This is a genomic window from Aquabacterium humicola (assembly GCF_030167915.1).
In the GTDB taxonomy this organism is placed as follows: Bacteria; Pseudomonadota; Gammaproteobacteria; order Burkholderiales; family Burkholderiaceae_C; genus Pseudaquabacterium; species Pseudaquabacterium humicola.
Genome location: NZ_JARGNB010000008.1, coordinates 158710 through 173885 on the forward strand (window position 1 = coordinate 158710; position 15176 = coordinate 173885).

The window sequence follows — 15176 nt, forward strand, 5'->3', positions numbered from 1 at the left end:
GCCGATCCCCGGCGGCGGTGCCGCCGGCCGTGGCGCTACAGCCCCAGCGCGTCCAGGCCCGGATGCTCGTCCGGCCGGCGGCCGATCGGCCAGCGGTACAGACGCTCGCTTTCGGCGATAGGCCGGTCGTTGATGCTGGCGTGGCGCTCGCGCATCAGACCGGCGGCGTCGAACGCCCAGTTCTCGTTGCCGTACGAGCGATACCACTGGCCGGCATCGTCGTGCCACTCGTAGGCGAAGCGCACGGCGAGCCGGTCGGCGCCGAAGGCCCACAGGGCCTTGATCAGTCGGTAGTCGAGCTCGCGGTCCCACTTGCGGCGCAGGAAGGCGCGCACCTGCTCGCGGCCGACCGGGAACTCCGCCCGGTTGCGCCAGCGCGTGTCCTCGGTGTAGACCTGCACGACGCGGTCCGGGTCGCGCGTATTCCAGGCGTCCTCGGCCGCGCGCACCTTCAGCCGCGCGGTCTCGTCGGTGAACGGCGGGATCAGCGGCGGCGGCGCCATCAGTACGTCTTGTAGGGCAGGAACTTGCCCGACATCGTGATGCTGACGCGGTCGCCCTTCGGATCGGGCTCGCGCTGCAGGTCCATCTTGAAGTCGATCGCGCTCATGATGCCGTCGCCGAACTCCTCGTGGATCAGCTCCTTGAAGGTCATGCCGTAGACGCTGACCAGCTCGTAGAAGCGGTAGATCAGCGGATCGGTGGGCACGGCGGTCGGCAGCGAGCCCTTGTACGGCACGACCATCAGCCAGCGCTTCTCCTCGGCGCTCAGGCCGAACAGCTCGGCGACGATGCCGGCCTGCTCCTCGTTCAGCGTCATCTGGCCCAGGCAGGCGGCGGTCACCCATTCCTTGCTCAGGCCGACCTTCGCGGCGACGTCGGCCCACTTCAGGCCTTTCGCGACGCGGGTGGCGATGATCTTCTCGGTGACGTCCAGTCGGTTCATGCACTTCTCCTCGGATGGAAGGGGATCACTTCGGCGTCGTCGCCGGCGGGCGTGCCGCCGGGGTCGGCCGCGTCGGCGGCGTTGCCCGTGTCGCTGCCCTCGTCCAGGCCGGGGCGCACGCTCGGTGGCAGCTCGGGTGCGCGGCCGTGCGACAGCTGCTGGCTGCGCGCGACGAGGAAGTCGACCAGGTGGTTGCGGATGCGGTAGTACTGCGGATCGTGGTGCAGGGTCGCGCGCCGGCGGTCCCGCGGCATCGTGTTGATCACGATCTCGCCGATGCGCGCCTGCGGCCCATTGCTCATCAGCAGGATGCGGTCGGCGAGCAGGATGGCCTCGTCGACGTCGTGCGTGATCATGAACACCGTCTGGTGCGTCTCGGCGCAGATGCGCAGCAGCTCGTCCTGGATCGTGCCGCGCGTCAGCGCGTCGAGCGCCCCGAACGGCTCGTCGAGCAGCAGCATGCGCGGCTGGATGGCGAACGCGCGCGCGATGCCCACGCGCTGCTTCATGCCGCCGGACAGCGCCTGCGGCTTCTTGTCGATCGCCTCGGCCAGGCCGACCAGCGCGACATAACGCTCGACATGCGCGTCCACTTCGACGCGCGTCCAGTCGGGCCACTTGCTGCGCACCGCGAAGGCGATGTTGCGGCGCACGCTCAGCCACGGCATCAGCGCATGGCCCTGGAACACGACGCCGCGCTCGAGCCCCGGGCCGGCCACTTCGCGCCGGTCCATGAAGACGTGGCCGGCGCTCGCCGTCTCCAGCCCGGCCAGCACGTTGAGGATCGTCGTCTTGCCGCAGCCGCTGTGGCCGATGATGCAGACGAACTCGCCTTCGCGGATCTGGAAGTTGACACGGTCGAAGACCGGCGCGGCAGCGCCCGGGTAGGTCTTGCCGAGCTGCTCGACCTGCAGGAACGGCGCCGCATCGCTATCAGGGCGATTGTTGCGATCAGTCGGCATAGGTCACCGCCTTCTGCAGCCGCGCGAACATCGCATCCAGCAGCATGCCGACGATGCCGATGACGAGGATCGCGAAGATCACGTTCGGCAGCGACAGGTTGTTCCACTCGTTCCACACGAAGTAGCCGATGCCGGTGCCGCCGACCAGCATCTCGGCGGCGACGATCACCAGCCAGGCGATGCCCATGCTGATGCGCATGCCGGTCAGGATGGTCGGGGCGGCGGCGGGCAGGATCACCTCGAACGCGCGGCGCAGCGGCTTGACCTCCAGCGTGCGCGCGACGTTGAGCCACTCGCGCCGCACGCCGGCGACGCCGAAGGCGGTGTTGATCAGCATCGGCCACACCGAGCAGATGAAGATCACGAAGATGCCGCTGATCGACGAGTCCTTGATCGTGTAGAGCGCCAGCGGCATCCAGGCCAGCGGCGAGATCGGCTTGAGCACCTGGATGAACGGATCGAGCGCGCGGTAGGCCAGCGGGCTCATGCCGATCACGAAGCCGAGCGGGATCGCCACCGCCGCGGCGATCAGGTAGCCGAGTGCGACGCGGCCGAGCGAGTAGGCCAGCTGCAGCCCCACGCCCTTGTCGTTCGGGCCGTTGTCGAAGAACGGGTCGGCGAGCTGGCGGGCCACCGTCGCGGCCATCTGGCCGAGCGTCGGGAAGCCGGACTTCTTCACCTCGCCGCCGGTGCCGCTGTCGCCCGCGCCGGCCGCCGGGTCCTTGCCCATCAGCTTCGCGTACTCGATCTGCTCGGCGGTGAGCGCCGGGCCGGGGGCCTTCGGCAGTGCCGCCGGTTGCAGCGTGGCCAGGTGCCACACGCCGAGCAGCAGCGCCAGCAGCAGCAGCGACAGCAGCGCCGCCTTGAATCGAACCTGCTTCATTGCGAACCTCCGGGCTGCGCCCTCCGGTATTCGCCCTTGGGGCGGCCCGGCGGGCGGATGTCGCCCCCTTGGCGCTCTGCGCCGTCCCCCCAGGGGGGAATTCGCCCTTCGGAACGGCCGGGCGGGCTCATGCCGCCGAGCGCCGGATCGCGAAGCTGTCGGCGTAGGCCGCGGCCTTGTCCGGATCGAAGGGCTTGCCCATCACGCTGAACTTCGGATAGCCGCCGTCCTTCGACTCGGCCACCTTCATGTCCAGCGCCTTCATGTGCTTTCGCGCGTCGGTCAGCAGGAAGACCTTCTCGGCGATCTGCTTGTAGTTGACCTCGCCCTTCAGGTAGCCCCAGCGCTTCATCTGCGTCAGGATCCACACCGCCATGCTCTGCCAGGGGATCGGGTCGAAGTCGGCGCGGTCGGGCACGTTCTGCACCTTGCCCAGCCCGTCGGCGAACTTGCCGGTCAGCACCTGCGCGATCACCGTCTCGGGCTGGTTCAGGTACGCCTGCGGCGCGATGACCTTGGCGATCAGCTCGCGGTTCTTGGCCTCGCGCGCCATCGCCGCGGCGGTCAGCACCGCGCGGTACAGCGCGGCGAAGCTGTTCGGGTGCTTGGCGATGAACTCCGCCGAGGTGCCGAACGCGCAGCAGGGATGGCCGGGCCAGAGCTCCTTGGTCAGCAGGTGCAGGAAGCCGACCTCCTCGAACACCGCGCGCTGGTTGAACGGGTCGGGGCCGAGGTAGCCGTCGATGTTGCCGGCGCGCAGGTTGGCCACCATCTCCGGCGGCGGCACGACGCGGATCTGGATGTCGCGGTCCGGATCGAGCCCGTGTTCCGCCACGTAGTAGCGCAGCAGGAAGTTGTGCATCGAGTACTCGAAGGGCACCGCGAACTTGAAGCCCTTCCAGTCCTTCGGGTCGCGCTTGTCCTTGTGCTTGACGTGCAGCGTGATCGCCTGGCCGTTGGTGTTCTGGATCGTCGCCACGTGCATCGGCTGCGCGGTCGAGCCCAGGCCCAGCGTGATCGCCAGCGGCATCGGCGACAGGAAGTGCGTGGCGTCGTACTCCTTGTTCAGCATCTTGTCGCGGATCAGCGCCCAGCCCGCGGTCTTGACGACCTCGACGTTCAGGCCCTGCTTAGCGTAGAAGCCCAGCGGGTGGGCCATGATCAGCGGCGTCGCGCAGGTGATCGGGATGAAGCCGATCTTCAGGTCCTTCTTCTCCGGCACGAGCGCCTTGTCCTGCGCCAGCGCCTGCAGCGGCGCGATCGGCAGCACCGAGGCGATCGCCGCCATCGCGGTGGGCCGGCCGACGGCGCGCAGGAAGCGCCGCCGCAGCGCATCGTGCGGGAACAGCGCCTTGATCAGGGAGGCCTCGACGAAGGCGTTCGACTCGGCTTCGAACGCGGCGCTCTCGCTGCGGCGGCGCAGCTCGGTGGTCGCCGCCTGCGCGCCATCATCAGCCGTCTGCGCGGCGTGCTCGGCCGCCGATTGGTGCCGGCCGCAGGCACAGCCCAGGCGCAAGGGACGGTCGGCGTCGTAGGGGTCCAGGTCGTGCGGGCTCATCGGGTTCCTCGGCAGCGCAGCTTGGTGCCGATGCTAGGAAGCGCGACCTTCACGCGCGATCGTTGTGCGCGGGCTTGTCGTGTAGGGGTGGCACTACAGGCCGGCGGCCGGCGGCAGCCGCGCCCCGCGGCGAGGTACGCCCTTCAGACCTGCAGCAGGTCCTGCCGCACCGCGTACAGCGCCAGCTCGACGTCGTTGCGCACGCCGGTCTTCTCGAGCAGGCGGGCGCGGTAGGTGCTGACGGTGTTGGGCGACAGCACCAGCTGCTCGGCAATCTCGCCGACGCTCTTGCCGGCGGCGAGCAGGCGGAACACCTGGTACTCGCGGTGCGACAGCCGCTCGTGCAGCGGCGCCTCGTCGTTGCCCTGGCCCTTCTTCAGCCCCGAGCCGGCGCCCACCGCGCCGGCCAGCTGCTCGGCCACGCTGGGCGTGATGAAGAGCTGGCCGCGCGCGACCTTGCGGATCGCCTCGATCATCTGCTCGCTGTCGGCGCTCTTGTTCAGGTAGCCGGCGGCGCCGAGCTTCAGGCTGCGCACAGCGTACTGGCGGTCCGGGTAGGTGCTGAGCATCAGCACCGGCAGCTTCGGGAACTCGGCCTTCAGCGTCTTCAGCACGTCCAGCCCGTCGCGCTGCGGCATCGCGATGTCGAGGAGCACGACGTGCGGCAGCCGGCCCTCGGCGGCGCCGGCGCGCACCAGCGCCATCGCCTCGGGGCCGTTGCCGGCCTCGCCGGCCAGCGTGATGTCGCCGGCGTCGGCCAGGATCTGCTTGATGCCCTGGCGCACGATCAGGTGGTCGTCGCAGATCAGCACCCGGATCGTCTCGGCCATCACGGTCCTCCCAGCGGCATCACCAGCCGCACCACGGTGCCGGCACCCGGCGCGCTGTCGATCACCAGCCGGCCGCCGAAGTGCGCGGCCCGCTCGCGCATGCCCATCACGCCGTAGCTGCGCGCATCGTCCAGCACCGCCGGGGTGGTGCCGATGCCGTCGTCGCGCACCTCGAGGTACAGCACCGGGTCGGGCGGTGCGTCGACGTCGAGCCGGATCGCGACGTGCCGCGCCTTCGCGTGCCGCGCGACGTTCGACAGCACTTCCTGGAAGATGCGGAACACGGCGATCGCCAGGCCGCCCTCGGGCGGCGCGACGCCGGCGCTGACGTGCAGCTGCACGCTGCCGTCGATCTCGTCGGCGGCGCCCTGCAGCCACTCCTGCGCCTGCCATTCGAGCGCCGCCCACAGGCCCTGGTGGTCGAGGATGCTCGGACGCAGGTCGGTGATGATGCGGCCGACCTTGTCGACCGCGGTGTCGATCAGCCCGCCCATGCGCTGGCACTTGGCGGCCAGCTCGTTGCGCGCGGCCTCGTCGCGGCGTCCGACGCGGCGCTCCATCCAGTTGACGTCCATCTTCAGCGCCACCAGCAGGCTGCCGAGCTCGTCGTGGATCTCGCGCGCGATGCGCTTGCGCTCGGTCTCGCGCACGGTCTCGAGGTGGTTGGCCAGCTCGCGCAGCTCGCGCGTGCGCTCGGCGACGCGGCGTTCGAGCTCGTCGTTGGTGCGTTGCAGCAGCGTCTGCGCGGCCTTGCGCTCGCTGATGTCGACGAAGGTGACGACCGCGCCGCGCACCTCGCCGGCGTCGAGGATCGGGTAGCTCGAGTACTCGGCCGAGAAGGCGCTGCCGTCGGCCCGCCACAGCACTTCGTCGTCGATGCGGCAGGGCAGGCCGCGGCGGAAGGCGTTGAAGATCGGGCAATCGCACTCGGGGTAGTGCGCGCCGTCGGGCCGGCTGTGGTGGATCAGCGCATGCATGTTGCGGCCGAGCACCTCTTCGGTGCGCCAGCCCAGCATCTGGGCGCCCGCCCGGTTCACGAAGGTGCACCGGCCTTCCAGGTCGATGCCGAAGACGCCTTCGCCGGTCGACTCCAGCAGCAGGGTCAGGCGATCGATGCCATCGGGCATCGCGTCGGCGGCGGGGCGCATGGGCGGCCTGCGCGCAAGGCGCGTGCCACCGGTGCGCGCGTTCGCGCCGGCGCCCGCCGGCTATCAGATCATCGGCGCCAGCGGCGCGCCGGGGCGCTGGCCGCACTCGTCGAACAGCCGCACCGTGCATTGCGCGCACACCGCGTCGTCGAGGCGCTTCAGCACGATGTGCCGCAGCGCGCTGTGCTTGTCGGCGAAGACGTTGCCCACGCCCAGCCGCTCGTCGAAGCCGGTGCGGCGCCACATCGTGATCACCTGCGGCCGCGGGCGGTGGAAGTAGAGGTCGCCGTGCGCCTCGCGGCGGCGGATGCGCTCGTCGTCCCACAGGTCGGCGCCGGCGAGGTCGATCGCGTTCATGCTCTTGGCCATCACCAGCAAGTGGCGCTGCTCCGGCTGCTCGCGGCGCAGCGCGCGCAGGTGCTCGGCGACGTGCGGCACCGCGCCGAACCACACCGAGCCTTCCATGCGCAGCAGCTTCAGCTGCGGGCATTCCGGGCGCGCGCCCGGCGGGTGGTCGTCGACGATGACGAACGGGCGCTCGACGCCGGGGCGGTCGAAGCCCATCGTGCGCAGCGCCGGCCGCGCGCTGCGGTAGAGCCACGCCACCAGCGACAGCATCACGCCGGCCAGGATCGCGATCTCCAGCCGCAGGGTCAGCGTGGCCACCAGCGTCGCGGCGGCGATGCCGAACTCGCGGCGGTCGAGCCGCCACAACCGGCGCCACGCGCTGCGGTCGACCAGTGCCGCAGCCACCAGCAGCAGCAGCGCGCCGACGCCCGCCAGCGGCACCCAGGCCAGCAGCGGCGCGCCCAGCGCGACCAGCGCCAGCAGCCACAGCGCGGCACTGGCGCCGGCCAGCGGCGTGCGCGCGCCGGCTTCGAGGTTCGGCAGCGAGCGGTTCAGCGAACCGCAGGCGACGAAACAGCCGGCGAAGGCGCCGACGGTGTTCGCCAGCCCCTGGCCGAAACACTCGCGGTTCGCATCCAGCGGGTGGCCGCTGCGGGCGGCGAGCAGCTTGGCGATCGAGATCGACTGGCCGAGCGCAATGATCGTCAGCGCGAGGGCCATCGGCAGCAGCTGGGCGAGCAGGGCCGGGTCCAGCGGCGGCCAGTGCAGGCCCAGCCAGGCGGCCGGCGGCGTGCCCAGGCGCGCGACGCGGCTGCCCGCGAGGCCGCCCTGGCGCTCGATCAGCCAGGTCGCGCCGATGGCCAGCAGCAGCGCCAGCAGCACGTGCGGCCCGCGCCGCCACAGCCGGCGCATCAGCAGCGCGGTGGCCAGCGTGGCGCCGGCCACCGCCAGCGCGGCCGGCGAGACCCCGGCCTGCAAGGCCTGCAGCGGCGTGGCCCGTCCGCTGCCGCCGAGCACCTGGCCCAGCGCCGACCAGGCGATCAGCAGCGCCGCGCCGCCGGTGAAGCCGAGCATCACCGACGGCGAGATGAAGTTGGCCACCGCGCCCAGCCGCGTGACTGCCAGCAGCAGCTGCATCAGCCCGACCAGCAGCGTCAGCCCCACCGCCAGCGCGGCGGTGCGCGCCGGATCGCCGCCGGCACCACTGGCCAGAGGCAGCAGCATCGCGCCCAGCGCCAGCGAGGTGGCATTGGTCGGCCCCGACAGCACCAGCCGGCTCGATCCGGCCAGCGCAGCGACCAGGCAGGGCAGTACCGCGGTGGCCAGGCCCATCGCCGGCGGCACGCCGACCAGCGCGGCGAACGCGATGGCCTGCGGCAGCACCAGCACCGCGCCCAGCAGCCCGGCCAGCAGGTCGGTGCGCAGCGTGCGGGGGGTCAGTTCCTGCACCCAGGGGCCCAGCCACGACCCCAACGTTATGGCGAGCAGGGCGCGGGCTGCGTCGGCGCGGGGGGTCGGCATCGTGCGATTCATTCTAGAAAGCCCGCAGTCGCGGCGCGCATGGCGGCGGTCAGAATGGCCGCGCGCCGCGCATGCCGCCGGCCCGGCGAGCCGCCTCGGCAGCACCGGGCGTGCAGCTTGCCCGGTGATGCCCGCGACTTCCGGAGCCGATGCCGATGAGCCGATTTTTCGCCCGCACGTGCAGCGTGATGTTCGGCCTGCTGTGGCTCGTCGCCGGGCCGCTCGCCACGGCGTCGACGCTGCGCATCGCCAGCGCCTTCGACCCGCAGACCATGGACCCGCATGCGCTGGCGCTGCTGTACCACTCGCGCATCGCCTTCCAGGTGCACGACTGCCTGGTCGGCCGCGACGAGCAGTTCAAGCTCGAGCCGGCGCTGGCCGAGTCCTGGCAGGCCACCGGCCCGACCAGCTGGCGCTTCAAGCTGCGCCCGGGCGTCAAGTTCCACGACGGAACGCCCTTCACCGCCGACGACGCGGTGTTCTCCATCGAGCGGGCGCTGGGCCAGACATCGCAGCGCGCGTTCAGCCTGAAGGGCCTGCAGTCGGTGAAGAAGGTCGACGAGCTGACGATCGACTTCCACCTCGCGACGCCCGACGCGGTGTGGCCCGAGAAGCTGTGGCTGGTGGCGATGATGAGCAAGGCCTGGGCGCAGAAGCACGGCGTCGAGAAGGCGCAGGACTTCAACGGCAAGCAGGAAACCCACGCCGTGCGCAACGCGATGGGCACCGGCCCGTACCGCCTCGAGGCCTACCAGCCCGATGTCAAGCTGGTGCTCAAGCGCCACGCCGGCTACTGGGGCGCGGCGGACAAGCGCATGGGCAATGTCGAGCAGGTCAGCTTCGTCGCCATCAAGAGCGACGCGACGCGCCTGGCCGCGCTGGCGTCCGGCGAGATCGACCTCGTGCTCGACCCGCCGTTCCAGGACGTCGGCCGGCTCAAGTCCGAAGGCAAGCTGCGGGTCGAGTCGGTCACCGACATCGGCACGCAGTACTTCACCTTCGACCAGGCGCGCGACGAGCTGCTGCACGGCGACGTCAAGGACCGCAACCCGTTCAAGGACAAGCGCGTGCGCCAGGCCATCGCGCATGCGCTGAACGTCGAGCTGATCGTGCAGAAGGTGCTGCGCGGGCAGGCCACGCCGACCGGCTCGTTCATCTCGCCGCTGGTCGACGGCTACGTCGCCGACATCGACAAGCGCATTCCCTACGACCCGGCGAAGGCCCGGGCGCTGCTGGCGCAGGCCGGCTACCCGAAGGGCTTCGGTGTGACGCTGGACTGCGTCAACGTCGCCTACCGCGAGGCCGTGTGCCAGGCGGCCACCGCGATGCTCAACCAGGTCGGCATCCGCGCGACGCTGCGCGCGTCGCCGACCAACCAGTTCTTCCCCAAGCTGAGCCAGGCCAGCGCCAGCTTCGTCGAGTTCGGCTGGACCCCGGCGATCGACCCCTGGGCGACCTTGAACGCGCTGTTCCGCACCTGGGACGGCGCCGGCGCCGGCACCTTCAACGCCGGCCGCTACAGCAACCCGAAGCTCGACGAGCTGATCGACTCGGTGCGCACGGAACCGGACCTCACCAAGCGGCGCGCGCGCGTCGGCGTCGCGCTGCGCATGATCAGCGACGAGCTGCCCTACATCCCGCTGTACCGGCGCTCGCTGAACTGGGCGATGGCGAAGTCGGTGAAGGTGGTGCAGTGGCCGAACGACGCGATCGAGCTGCGCTTCGTGCGCATGTCGCAGCCCTGATCGCGCGAACGCCGAGGGGGGCGTGACGCGGTGCGGCGCTACAGCGCGCCGCCCGCCGCATACAGCAGCGCGGCGCCGATGCCCAGCACGATCAGCAGCCACAGCGCGACGACCAGCAGCGCGCCCCACAGCCACTTCGGCAGCTTCTCCTGGCTGGCCTCGGCCTCGGCCAGCCGCGCCTGCCACAGGTGCGGCGGCGTGAACCTTACCGCCAGCGCGATGCCCAGCGGCAGCAGCAGCAGGTCGTCGAGCAGCCCGAGCACGGGGATGAAATCCGGGATCAGGTCGATCGGGCTCAGCGCGTAGGCCAGCACCAGCAGCGCGATGAACTTCGGCAGCCGCGGCGTGTCGCGGTGCCGCATCAGCTTCCACAGCGCGAGCAGGCGCACGCGCAGGTGCACGGTGTTGAGGCGGCGGGTCCAGCGGGTGAGGGCGCTCATGTCGCGGCAAGGATAGGCCAGCGGCGCGCGGGCGCCGCGCCAGGCGCCTCGACGGGACTCCGACGCTCTCCCCCTAGTTCCACATTGGCGCGACGCCCGCTGCCGGGCCTAATCTTCAAAGCAACCGGACGATTTGCTGTACGGGCGACGTGCGCCTGACGCCTTGTCGAAATAAGGGGCGCGGGGGAGTCACATGCCAACAGTCAATCGTGTCGATGTGTCGCAATCATTGCGCGATGCATCGCCTGGTCATCGCCGCCAGGCCTTGGCGCTGGTCACGGTGCTGCTGATCGCTGCGGCGATGCCGGCGCTCGGGGAACCCTGGGTCCAGACCGCGGACGTGCCGGCAGGCGACGCCGCCGTCGCCGCGCCGGCCACGGCGGCCAAGCCGTCCATGCCCGACGACGACGCGGCACCGGCCACCGCCCAGGCCATCGGCGTCCTGCTCGGCGCGGCGCCACCGGCGGCCGCCACGCCCGTCGACGGTCCGCTCGACGAGCTGCCGCTGGAGGGCCTGCAGCGCCTCGTGCTGGCGGAAGGGCAGCGGCTCGGTGCGCCGGTGGACCCTGCGCTGTTCGCGCCGCGGCCGCCGTCCGCCAGCGATGCGCCGCTGCTGGTCGACATGGCGATCGACGTGCTGAACCAGGCACCGAACCGCGACCTGCTGAAGGCGCTCGCCGCGCCGCTGCCGTGGCCGCTGCTGCTGGGGGTGCTCGTGGCGATCGCGGCGGGCGTCCTGGTGGCGCAGCGGCGGCGCCATGCGCATCGGCGGCGCCGCGAGTACCGCCACGGGCACCACCACTGGCGCCAACACGAGCATCACGCCGCCCCGGACCAGGCGCATGCATCCGAGCCGCCCCGCGGTCAGCCCGGCCACCCCGGCCATCGCCGCAGCCGTCGCCTGCGGCTGCGTGCGCCGCTGACGCCGGGCGTGCAGCCGCCGCGGATCTGACAGCCTAGGGACGCGGCCTCCCCTGCAATGACGATGGCGCCCGCCCACGCGGGCGCCTAGTGTTGAGGCTGCCAGGCGCCGTGGCGCGCCCGGGAGGATCCCACCATGTCGACCCCTTTCAGCGGCAAGCCCTTCACCTTCACGCAGCCGGACGGCAGCACGATCCGCCTGCGCGGCTGGGGCGACCAGCACTACGCGGTGTTCGAGACCGAGGATGGCTTCACCGTCACCCGCAACCCGCAGACCGGCTTCTACGAGATCGCGCGCCTGTCGGCCGACGGCGATCGGCTGGAGCCCGCGCCGGGACCGCGCGGCCACCTCGACGGCGCCGCGGCCGCGGTGCCGCGCGGCCTGCGCATCCGCCGCGACGCCGCGCATGCGCGTGGCATCGAGGGCACGCTGCGCCTGGGCGGCCGGCGCTGCGACCAGCGCCGCGAGGAGCGCAAGGCCCAGCGCCGCGCGATGCGTGCGCTGGCCGCGGCGGGCGGCCCGGTGTTCGCGCCGCCGCAGCGCGCGACGGTGGGCGACTTCACCGGCCTGTGCCTGTTGATCGACTTCGCCGACGAGCCCGGCGCGATCCCGCGCGAGGAGGTCGACCGCTTCTGCAACCAGCCCGGCTATGCCGGCTTCGGCAACCGCGGCTCGGTGCGCGACTACTTCCTCGACAACTCGCTCGGCCGCTGCCGCTACAGCAACATCGTCGCGCCCTACTACCGCGCGTTGCAGCCGAAGTCCTTCTACACCGACCCGGCGATCGAGCAGGGCGTTCGGGCGCGGCAGCTGATCGTCGAGGCGCTGAACCACCTGAAGGCGCAGGGCTTCGACTTCTCGATGCTGACGCCCGATTCGGCGGGCCTGGTCTACGCGCTGAACGTCTACTACGCCGGCGAGGTCGTCAACAACTGGGCCGAGGGCCTGTGGCCGCATGCCTGGCACCTGGCCACCGCGGTGCCGCTGGCGCCCGGGCGCGCGGCCTTCGACTACCAGTTCACCGACATGAGCCAGCAGCTGACGCTCGGCACCTTCTGCCACGAGAACGGCCACATGCTGTGCGACTACCCGGACCTGTACGACTACGGCTACGAGTCCAGCGGCGTCGGCGCCTATTGCCTGATGTGTGCGGGTGGCAACGCCGACGAGCGCAACCCGCCGCAGATCTCGGCCTACCTGAAGCGCCTGTCGGGCTGGGCCGGCAGCGTCACGAACCTCGAGCATGGCCAGCAGCTGGCGCTGGCCGCCGGCACAAATCACTTCGCGATGTACGCGAAGAACGCCGACGAGTACTTCCTGGTCGAGAACCGGGCGAAGGCCGGCCGCGATGCCGCGCTGCCGGACGCCGGCCTCGCGATCTGGCACGTCGATGAGACCGGCGACAACAGCAACGAGCAGATGACGCCGGCCAGCCACTACGAGCTGTCGCTGGAGCAGGCCGACGGCGCGTTCGCGCTCGAACGCCAGCGCGGCGGGCTCGGCGACGCCACCGACCTGTTCGGCCAGGGCAGCCAGCGCTTCGCCGATGCCACCGTGCCGTCGAGCAAGTGGTGGGACGGCAGCACCTCGAAGCTGGACATCCACACGATCTCGGCGCCCGGCGCCCAGGTGAGCTTCCGCGTCGCGCTCGGCGACGCCGTCGTGCCGCCGCCGCAGGGCCTGCTCAAGGTCTCGACGCCGGACCGCGCGATCCCCGACAACCAGGGCACCGGCATCACCGACATCATCGAGGTCGCCGAGTCGCTGGTCTTCGCCGGGCTGACGATCGGCGTCGACATCAGCCACTCCTACCGCGGCGACCTGCGCGTGCGGCTGATGGCGCCGTGGGGCGAAACCCTCGTGCTGCATCCGAAGGGCGTGGGCGGCAGCGCCGACGACCTGAAGCTGCTATTCGACGAGGCGACCCTGCCGGCGCTGGCCGCGTGGCGCGGCCGCAATGCTCAGGGCGCCTGGCGGCTGACGGTGCAGGACCTCGCGCCGGCGGACACCGGCCGGCTCAACCGCTGGTCGCTGGCGTTCACGCCGGCCGTGCTGCCGGCCGGCCCGGTGATCCTGCAGGAAGCGCCCGGCACGCACATTCCGGACGACGACGCGGTGGGCATCCAGCGCAGCCTGCACACCGACGCCGCCGGCGCGGTGGGCGCGGTGGAACTGGCGCTGGACATCGCCCACAGCTTCATCGGCGACCTGCGCGTGCTGCTGCGCTCGCCGGCGGGCACGGAGGTGATGCTGCACGAAGGCAGCGGCGGCGCCACCGACAACATCGTCAAGACCTACACCGCGGCGACGACGCCGGCGCTCGCCGCGCTGGCTGGCCAGCCGATGGCCGGCGACTGGGTGCTGCGCATCGCCGACCTCGCGAAGCTGGACGTCGGCAAGCTCAACGCGTGGAAGCTGGTGCTGAAGCCGTCGGCCTGAGGTTCGCGATGCCGGGGACGCGGGGGTGACGGCCGCGCTGTCAGAATTCCGCGGTCCCCACTGTCCTCGATCAGCGCGCCGGCCGCGCCCCGTCATCGCATGAATCACGACCGCGGCCCCAACGCCGAATGGCGCGCGCGCAGCCTGCGTGCGGTGTGGCACCCCTGCACGCAGATGAAGCTGCACGAACAAGGCCAGCCGCTGCTGCCGGTCGCGCGCGCGGAGGGCGCGTGGCTCTTCGACCACGAAGGCCGGCGGGTCCTGGATGGTCTCAGCTCATGGTGGGTCAACCTCTTCGGCCACAACCACCCGGCCATCCGCGACGCGCTGGTCGAGCAGTTGCACACGCTGGACCATGTGATGCTGGCCGGCTGCACGCATGCGCCGGTGGTCGAGCTGTCCGAGCGCCTGGGCGCATTGACCGGCCTGGGTCACGCGTTCTACGGCAGCGACGGGGCGTCGGCCACCGAGATCGCGCTGAAGATGAGCGCGCACCACTGGCGCAACCGCGGGCGGCCGGGCAAGTGCCGCTTCGTCGGGCTGGCCGGGGGCTACCACGGCGAGACCGTCGGCGCGCTGGCGGTCACCGACATCGCGCTGTTCCGCGAAGCCTATGCCCCGCTGGTGCGGCTGGCGGCGACGGTGGCGAGTCCCGATGCACGCGGGGCCGAGCCTGGCGAGACCGCGCGCGACGTCGCGCTGCGCGCGGCCGCGGTGCTGGAAACCTGGCTCGACGAGCACCATGCCGACACCGCCGCGCTGATCGTCGAGCCCTTGATCCAGTGCGCCGCCGGCATGGCCATGCATCACCCCGAGTACCTGCGCCGGGCGCGCGCCCTGTGCGATCGCTACGAAGTGCACCTGGTGGTCGACGAGATCGCCACCGGCTTCGGCCGCACCGGCACGCTGTTCGCGCACCAGCAGGCCGGCATCCGCCCGGACCTGATCTGCCTGTCCAAGGGCCTCACCGGCGGCACGCTGCCCTTGTCGGCCGTGCTGTGCACCGACGCGGTCTACGAGGCCTTCTACGACGATCACGTCGCGCGCGGCTTCCTGCACTCGCATTCCTACACCGGCAACCCGCTCGCCTGCCGCGCGGCGCTGGCGGTGCTGGACCTCTTCGAATCGACGCAGGCGCTGGAGCGCAACGTGCAGACCGCGCAACGCCTCGATGCCGCCTTCGCGCCGTTGAACGCGCATGCGCGCGTGCGCCATGCGCGGCGCCTGGGCATGGTGTGGGCCTGGGACGTCGCCGATGCACCGGCCGACTTCTCGCGCCGCTACCACCGCCACGCGCTGGAGCACGGCCTGCTGCTGCGGCCGATCGGCGCGACGATGTACGCGATGCCGCCGTACGTGATCGACGACGAGGGCATCGAGCACCTCGCGCGCGGCTCGCTGGCGGCGCTCGACGCGACGCTGGCCGAAAGCTGA

The 15176-nt window shown here is 71.5% G+C and carries 13 protein-coding genes; 4 read left to right on the plus strand and 9 right to left on the minus strand.

Annotated features, from left to right (window positions below):
* Nucleotides 1-35: 35 nt before the first annotated feature.
* The 8 genes from P1K89_RS27640 to P1K89_RS27675 all read right to left on the minus strand — a co-directional run bounded on the left by P1K89_RS27640 (nt 36) and on the right by P1K89_RS27675 (nt 8196).
* Nucleotides 36-503 carry a nuclear transport factor 2 family protein gene (locus P1K89_RS27640; protein WP_284619759.1) on the minus strand — a complete coding sequence of 156 codons (468 nt, stop codon included), beginning with the start codon at nt 501-503 and terminating at the stop codon, nt 36-38.
* Complete coding sequence (gene cynS, locus P1K89_RS27645; protein ID WP_284619760.1) at nt 503-946, minus strand: cyanase; 444 nt, start codon at nt 944-946, stop codon at nt 503-505. Before cynS ends, P1K89_RS27640 begins: the two co-directional genes overlap by 1 nt.
* A complete protein-coding gene (locus tag P1K89_RS27650; protein WP_284619761.1) occupies nt 943-1908 on the minus strand; it encodes an ABC transporter ATP-binding protein in 966 nt (321 codons plus the stop codon). The genes cynS and P1K89_RS27650 overlap by 4 nt, the downstream gene beginning before the upstream one ends.
* Entirely contained in the window at nt 1898-2791 is an 894-nt protein-coding gene (gene ntrB, locus P1K89_RS27655; protein ID WP_284619762.1) for a nitrate ABC transporter permease, read from the minus strand. Before ntrB ends, P1K89_RS27650 begins: the two co-directional genes overlap by 11 nt.
* 127 nt (nt 2792-2918) lie before the next feature.
* Nucleotides 2919-4349 carry a CmpA/NrtA family ABC transporter substrate-binding protein gene (locus P1K89_RS27660; protein ID WP_284619763.1) on the minus strand — a complete coding sequence of 477 codons (1431 nt, stop codon included), beginning with the start codon at nt 4347-4349 and terminating at the stop codon, nt 2919-2921.
* Nucleotides 4350-4492: 143 nt separating this feature from the next.
* Nucleotides 4493-5179: a response regulator gene (locus P1K89_RS27665; RefSeq protein WP_284619764.1), complete on the minus strand. Its 687-nt coding sequence runs from the start codon at nt 5177-5179 to the stop codon at nt 4493-4495.
* Nucleotides 5179-6327, minus strand: coding sequence for a sensor histidine kinase (locus P1K89_RS27670; RefSeq protein ID WP_284619765.1), 1149 nt, complete (start codon nt 6325-6327; stop codon nt 5179-5181). The genes P1K89_RS27665 and P1K89_RS27670 overlap by 1 nt, the downstream gene beginning before the upstream one ends.
* A 63-nt stretch (nt 6328-6390) precedes the next feature.
* Nucleotides 6391-8196 carry a SulP family inorganic anion transporter gene (locus P1K89_RS27675; RefSeq protein WP_284619766.1) on the minus strand — a complete coding sequence of 602 codons (1806 nt, stop codon included), beginning with the start codon at nt 8194-8196 and terminating at the stop codon, nt 6391-6393.
* Between the two features lie 155 nt (nt 8197-8351).
* Between P1K89_RS27675 and P1K89_RS27680 the strand changes: the two genes are divergently transcribed.
* Nucleotides 8352-9941: an ABC transporter substrate-binding protein gene (locus tag P1K89_RS27680; RefSeq protein ID WP_284619767.1), complete on the plus strand. Its 1590-nt coding sequence runs from the start codon at nt 8352-8354 to the stop codon at nt 9939-9941.
* Between the two features lie 38 nt (nt 9942-9979).
* On the opposite strand, the gene P1K89_RS33400 is transcribed toward P1K89_RS27680, so the two are convergent.
* The gene (locus P1K89_RS33400; protein WP_439898041.1) at nt 9980-10381 is read right to left on the minus strand and encodes a YkvA family protein; all 402 of its coding nucleotides are present in this window, start codon (nt 10379-10381) and stop codon (nt 9980-9982) included.
* A 193-nt stretch (nt 10382-10574) separates the two neighbouring features.
* On the opposite strand from P1K89_RS33400, the gene P1K89_RS27690 reads away from it, so the two are divergent.
* The 3 genes from P1K89_RS27690 (at nt 10575) to bioA (ending at nt 15176) form a co-directional block, all read left to right on the plus strand.
* Nucleotides 10575-11333: a hypothetical protein gene (locus tag P1K89_RS27690; protein WP_284619768.1), complete on the plus strand. Its 759-nt coding sequence runs from the start codon at nt 10575-10577 to the stop codon at nt 11331-11333.
* Between the two features lie 105 nt (nt 11334-11438).
* Nucleotides 11439-13742, plus strand: coding sequence for a M6 family metalloprotease domain-containing protein (locus tag P1K89_RS27695; protein WP_284619769.1), 2304 nt, complete (start codon nt 11439-11441; stop codon nt 13740-13742).
* Nucleotides 13743-13841: 99 nt separating this feature from the next.
* Nucleotides 13842-15176 (plus strand): adenosylmethionine--8-amino-7-oxononanoate transaminase, encoded by a 1335-nt coding sequence (bioA, locus tag P1K89_RS27700; RefSeq protein ID WP_284619770.1) that lies wholly within the window; start codon nt 13842-13844, stop codon nt 15174-15176.

What these genes read in the sequence shown, in the direction of transcription:
- P1K89_RS27680 (WP_284619767.1), top strand. Translation starts at nt 8,352, where the DNA reads ATGAGCCGATTTTTCGCCCGCACGTGCAGCGTGATGTTCGGCCTGCTG.
- ntrB (WP_284619762.1), bottom strand. Translation starts at nt 2,791, where the DNA reads ATGAAGCAGGTTCGATTCAAGGCGGCGCTGCTGTCGCTGCTGCTGCTG.
- P1K89_RS27640 (WP_284619759.1), bottom strand. Translation starts at nt 503, where the DNA reads ATGGCGCCGCCGCCGCTGATCCCGCCGTTCACCGACGAGACCGCGCGG.
- bioA (WP_284619770.1), top strand. Translation starts at nt 13,842, where the DNA reads ATGAATCACGACCGCGGCCCCAACGCCGAATGGCGCGCGCGCAGCCTG.
- P1K89_RS27665 (WP_284619764.1), bottom strand. Translation starts at nt 5,179, where the DNA reads ATGGCCGAGACGATCCGGGTGCTGATCTGCGACGACCACCTGATCGTG.
- P1K89_RS33400 (WP_439898041.1), bottom strand. Translation starts at nt 10,381, where the DNA reads ATGAGCGCCCTCACCCGCTGGACCCGCCGCCTCAACACCGTGCACCTG.
- P1K89_RS27650 (WP_284619761.1), bottom strand. Translation starts at nt 1,908, where the DNA reads ATGCCGACTGATCGCAACAATCGCCCTGATAGCGATGCGGCGCCGTTC.
- P1K89_RS27670 (WP_284619765.1), bottom strand. Translation starts at nt 6,327, where the DNA reads ATGCGCCCCGCCGCCGACGCGATGCCCGATGGCATCGATCGCCTGACC.
- cynS (WP_284619760.1), bottom strand. Translation starts at nt 946, where the DNA reads ATGAACCGACTGGACGTCACCGAGAAGATCATCGCCACCCGCGTCGCG.
- P1K89_RS27690 (WP_284619768.1), top strand. Translation starts at nt 10,575, where the DNA reads ATGCCAACAGTCAATCGTGTCGATGTGTCGCAATCATTGCGCGATGCA.
- P1K89_RS27695 (WP_284619769.1), top strand. Translation starts at nt 11,439, where the DNA reads ATGTCGACCCCTTTCAGCGGCAAGCCCTTCACCTTCACGCAGCCGGAC.
- P1K89_RS27675 (WP_284619766.1), bottom strand. Translation starts at nt 8,196, where the DNA reads ATGCCGACCCCCCGCGCCGACGCAGCCCGCGCCCTGCTCGCCATAACG.
- P1K89_RS27660 (WP_284619763.1), bottom strand. Translation starts at nt 4,349, where the DNA reads ATGAGCCCGCACGACCTGGACCCCTACGACGCCGACCGTCCCTTGCGC.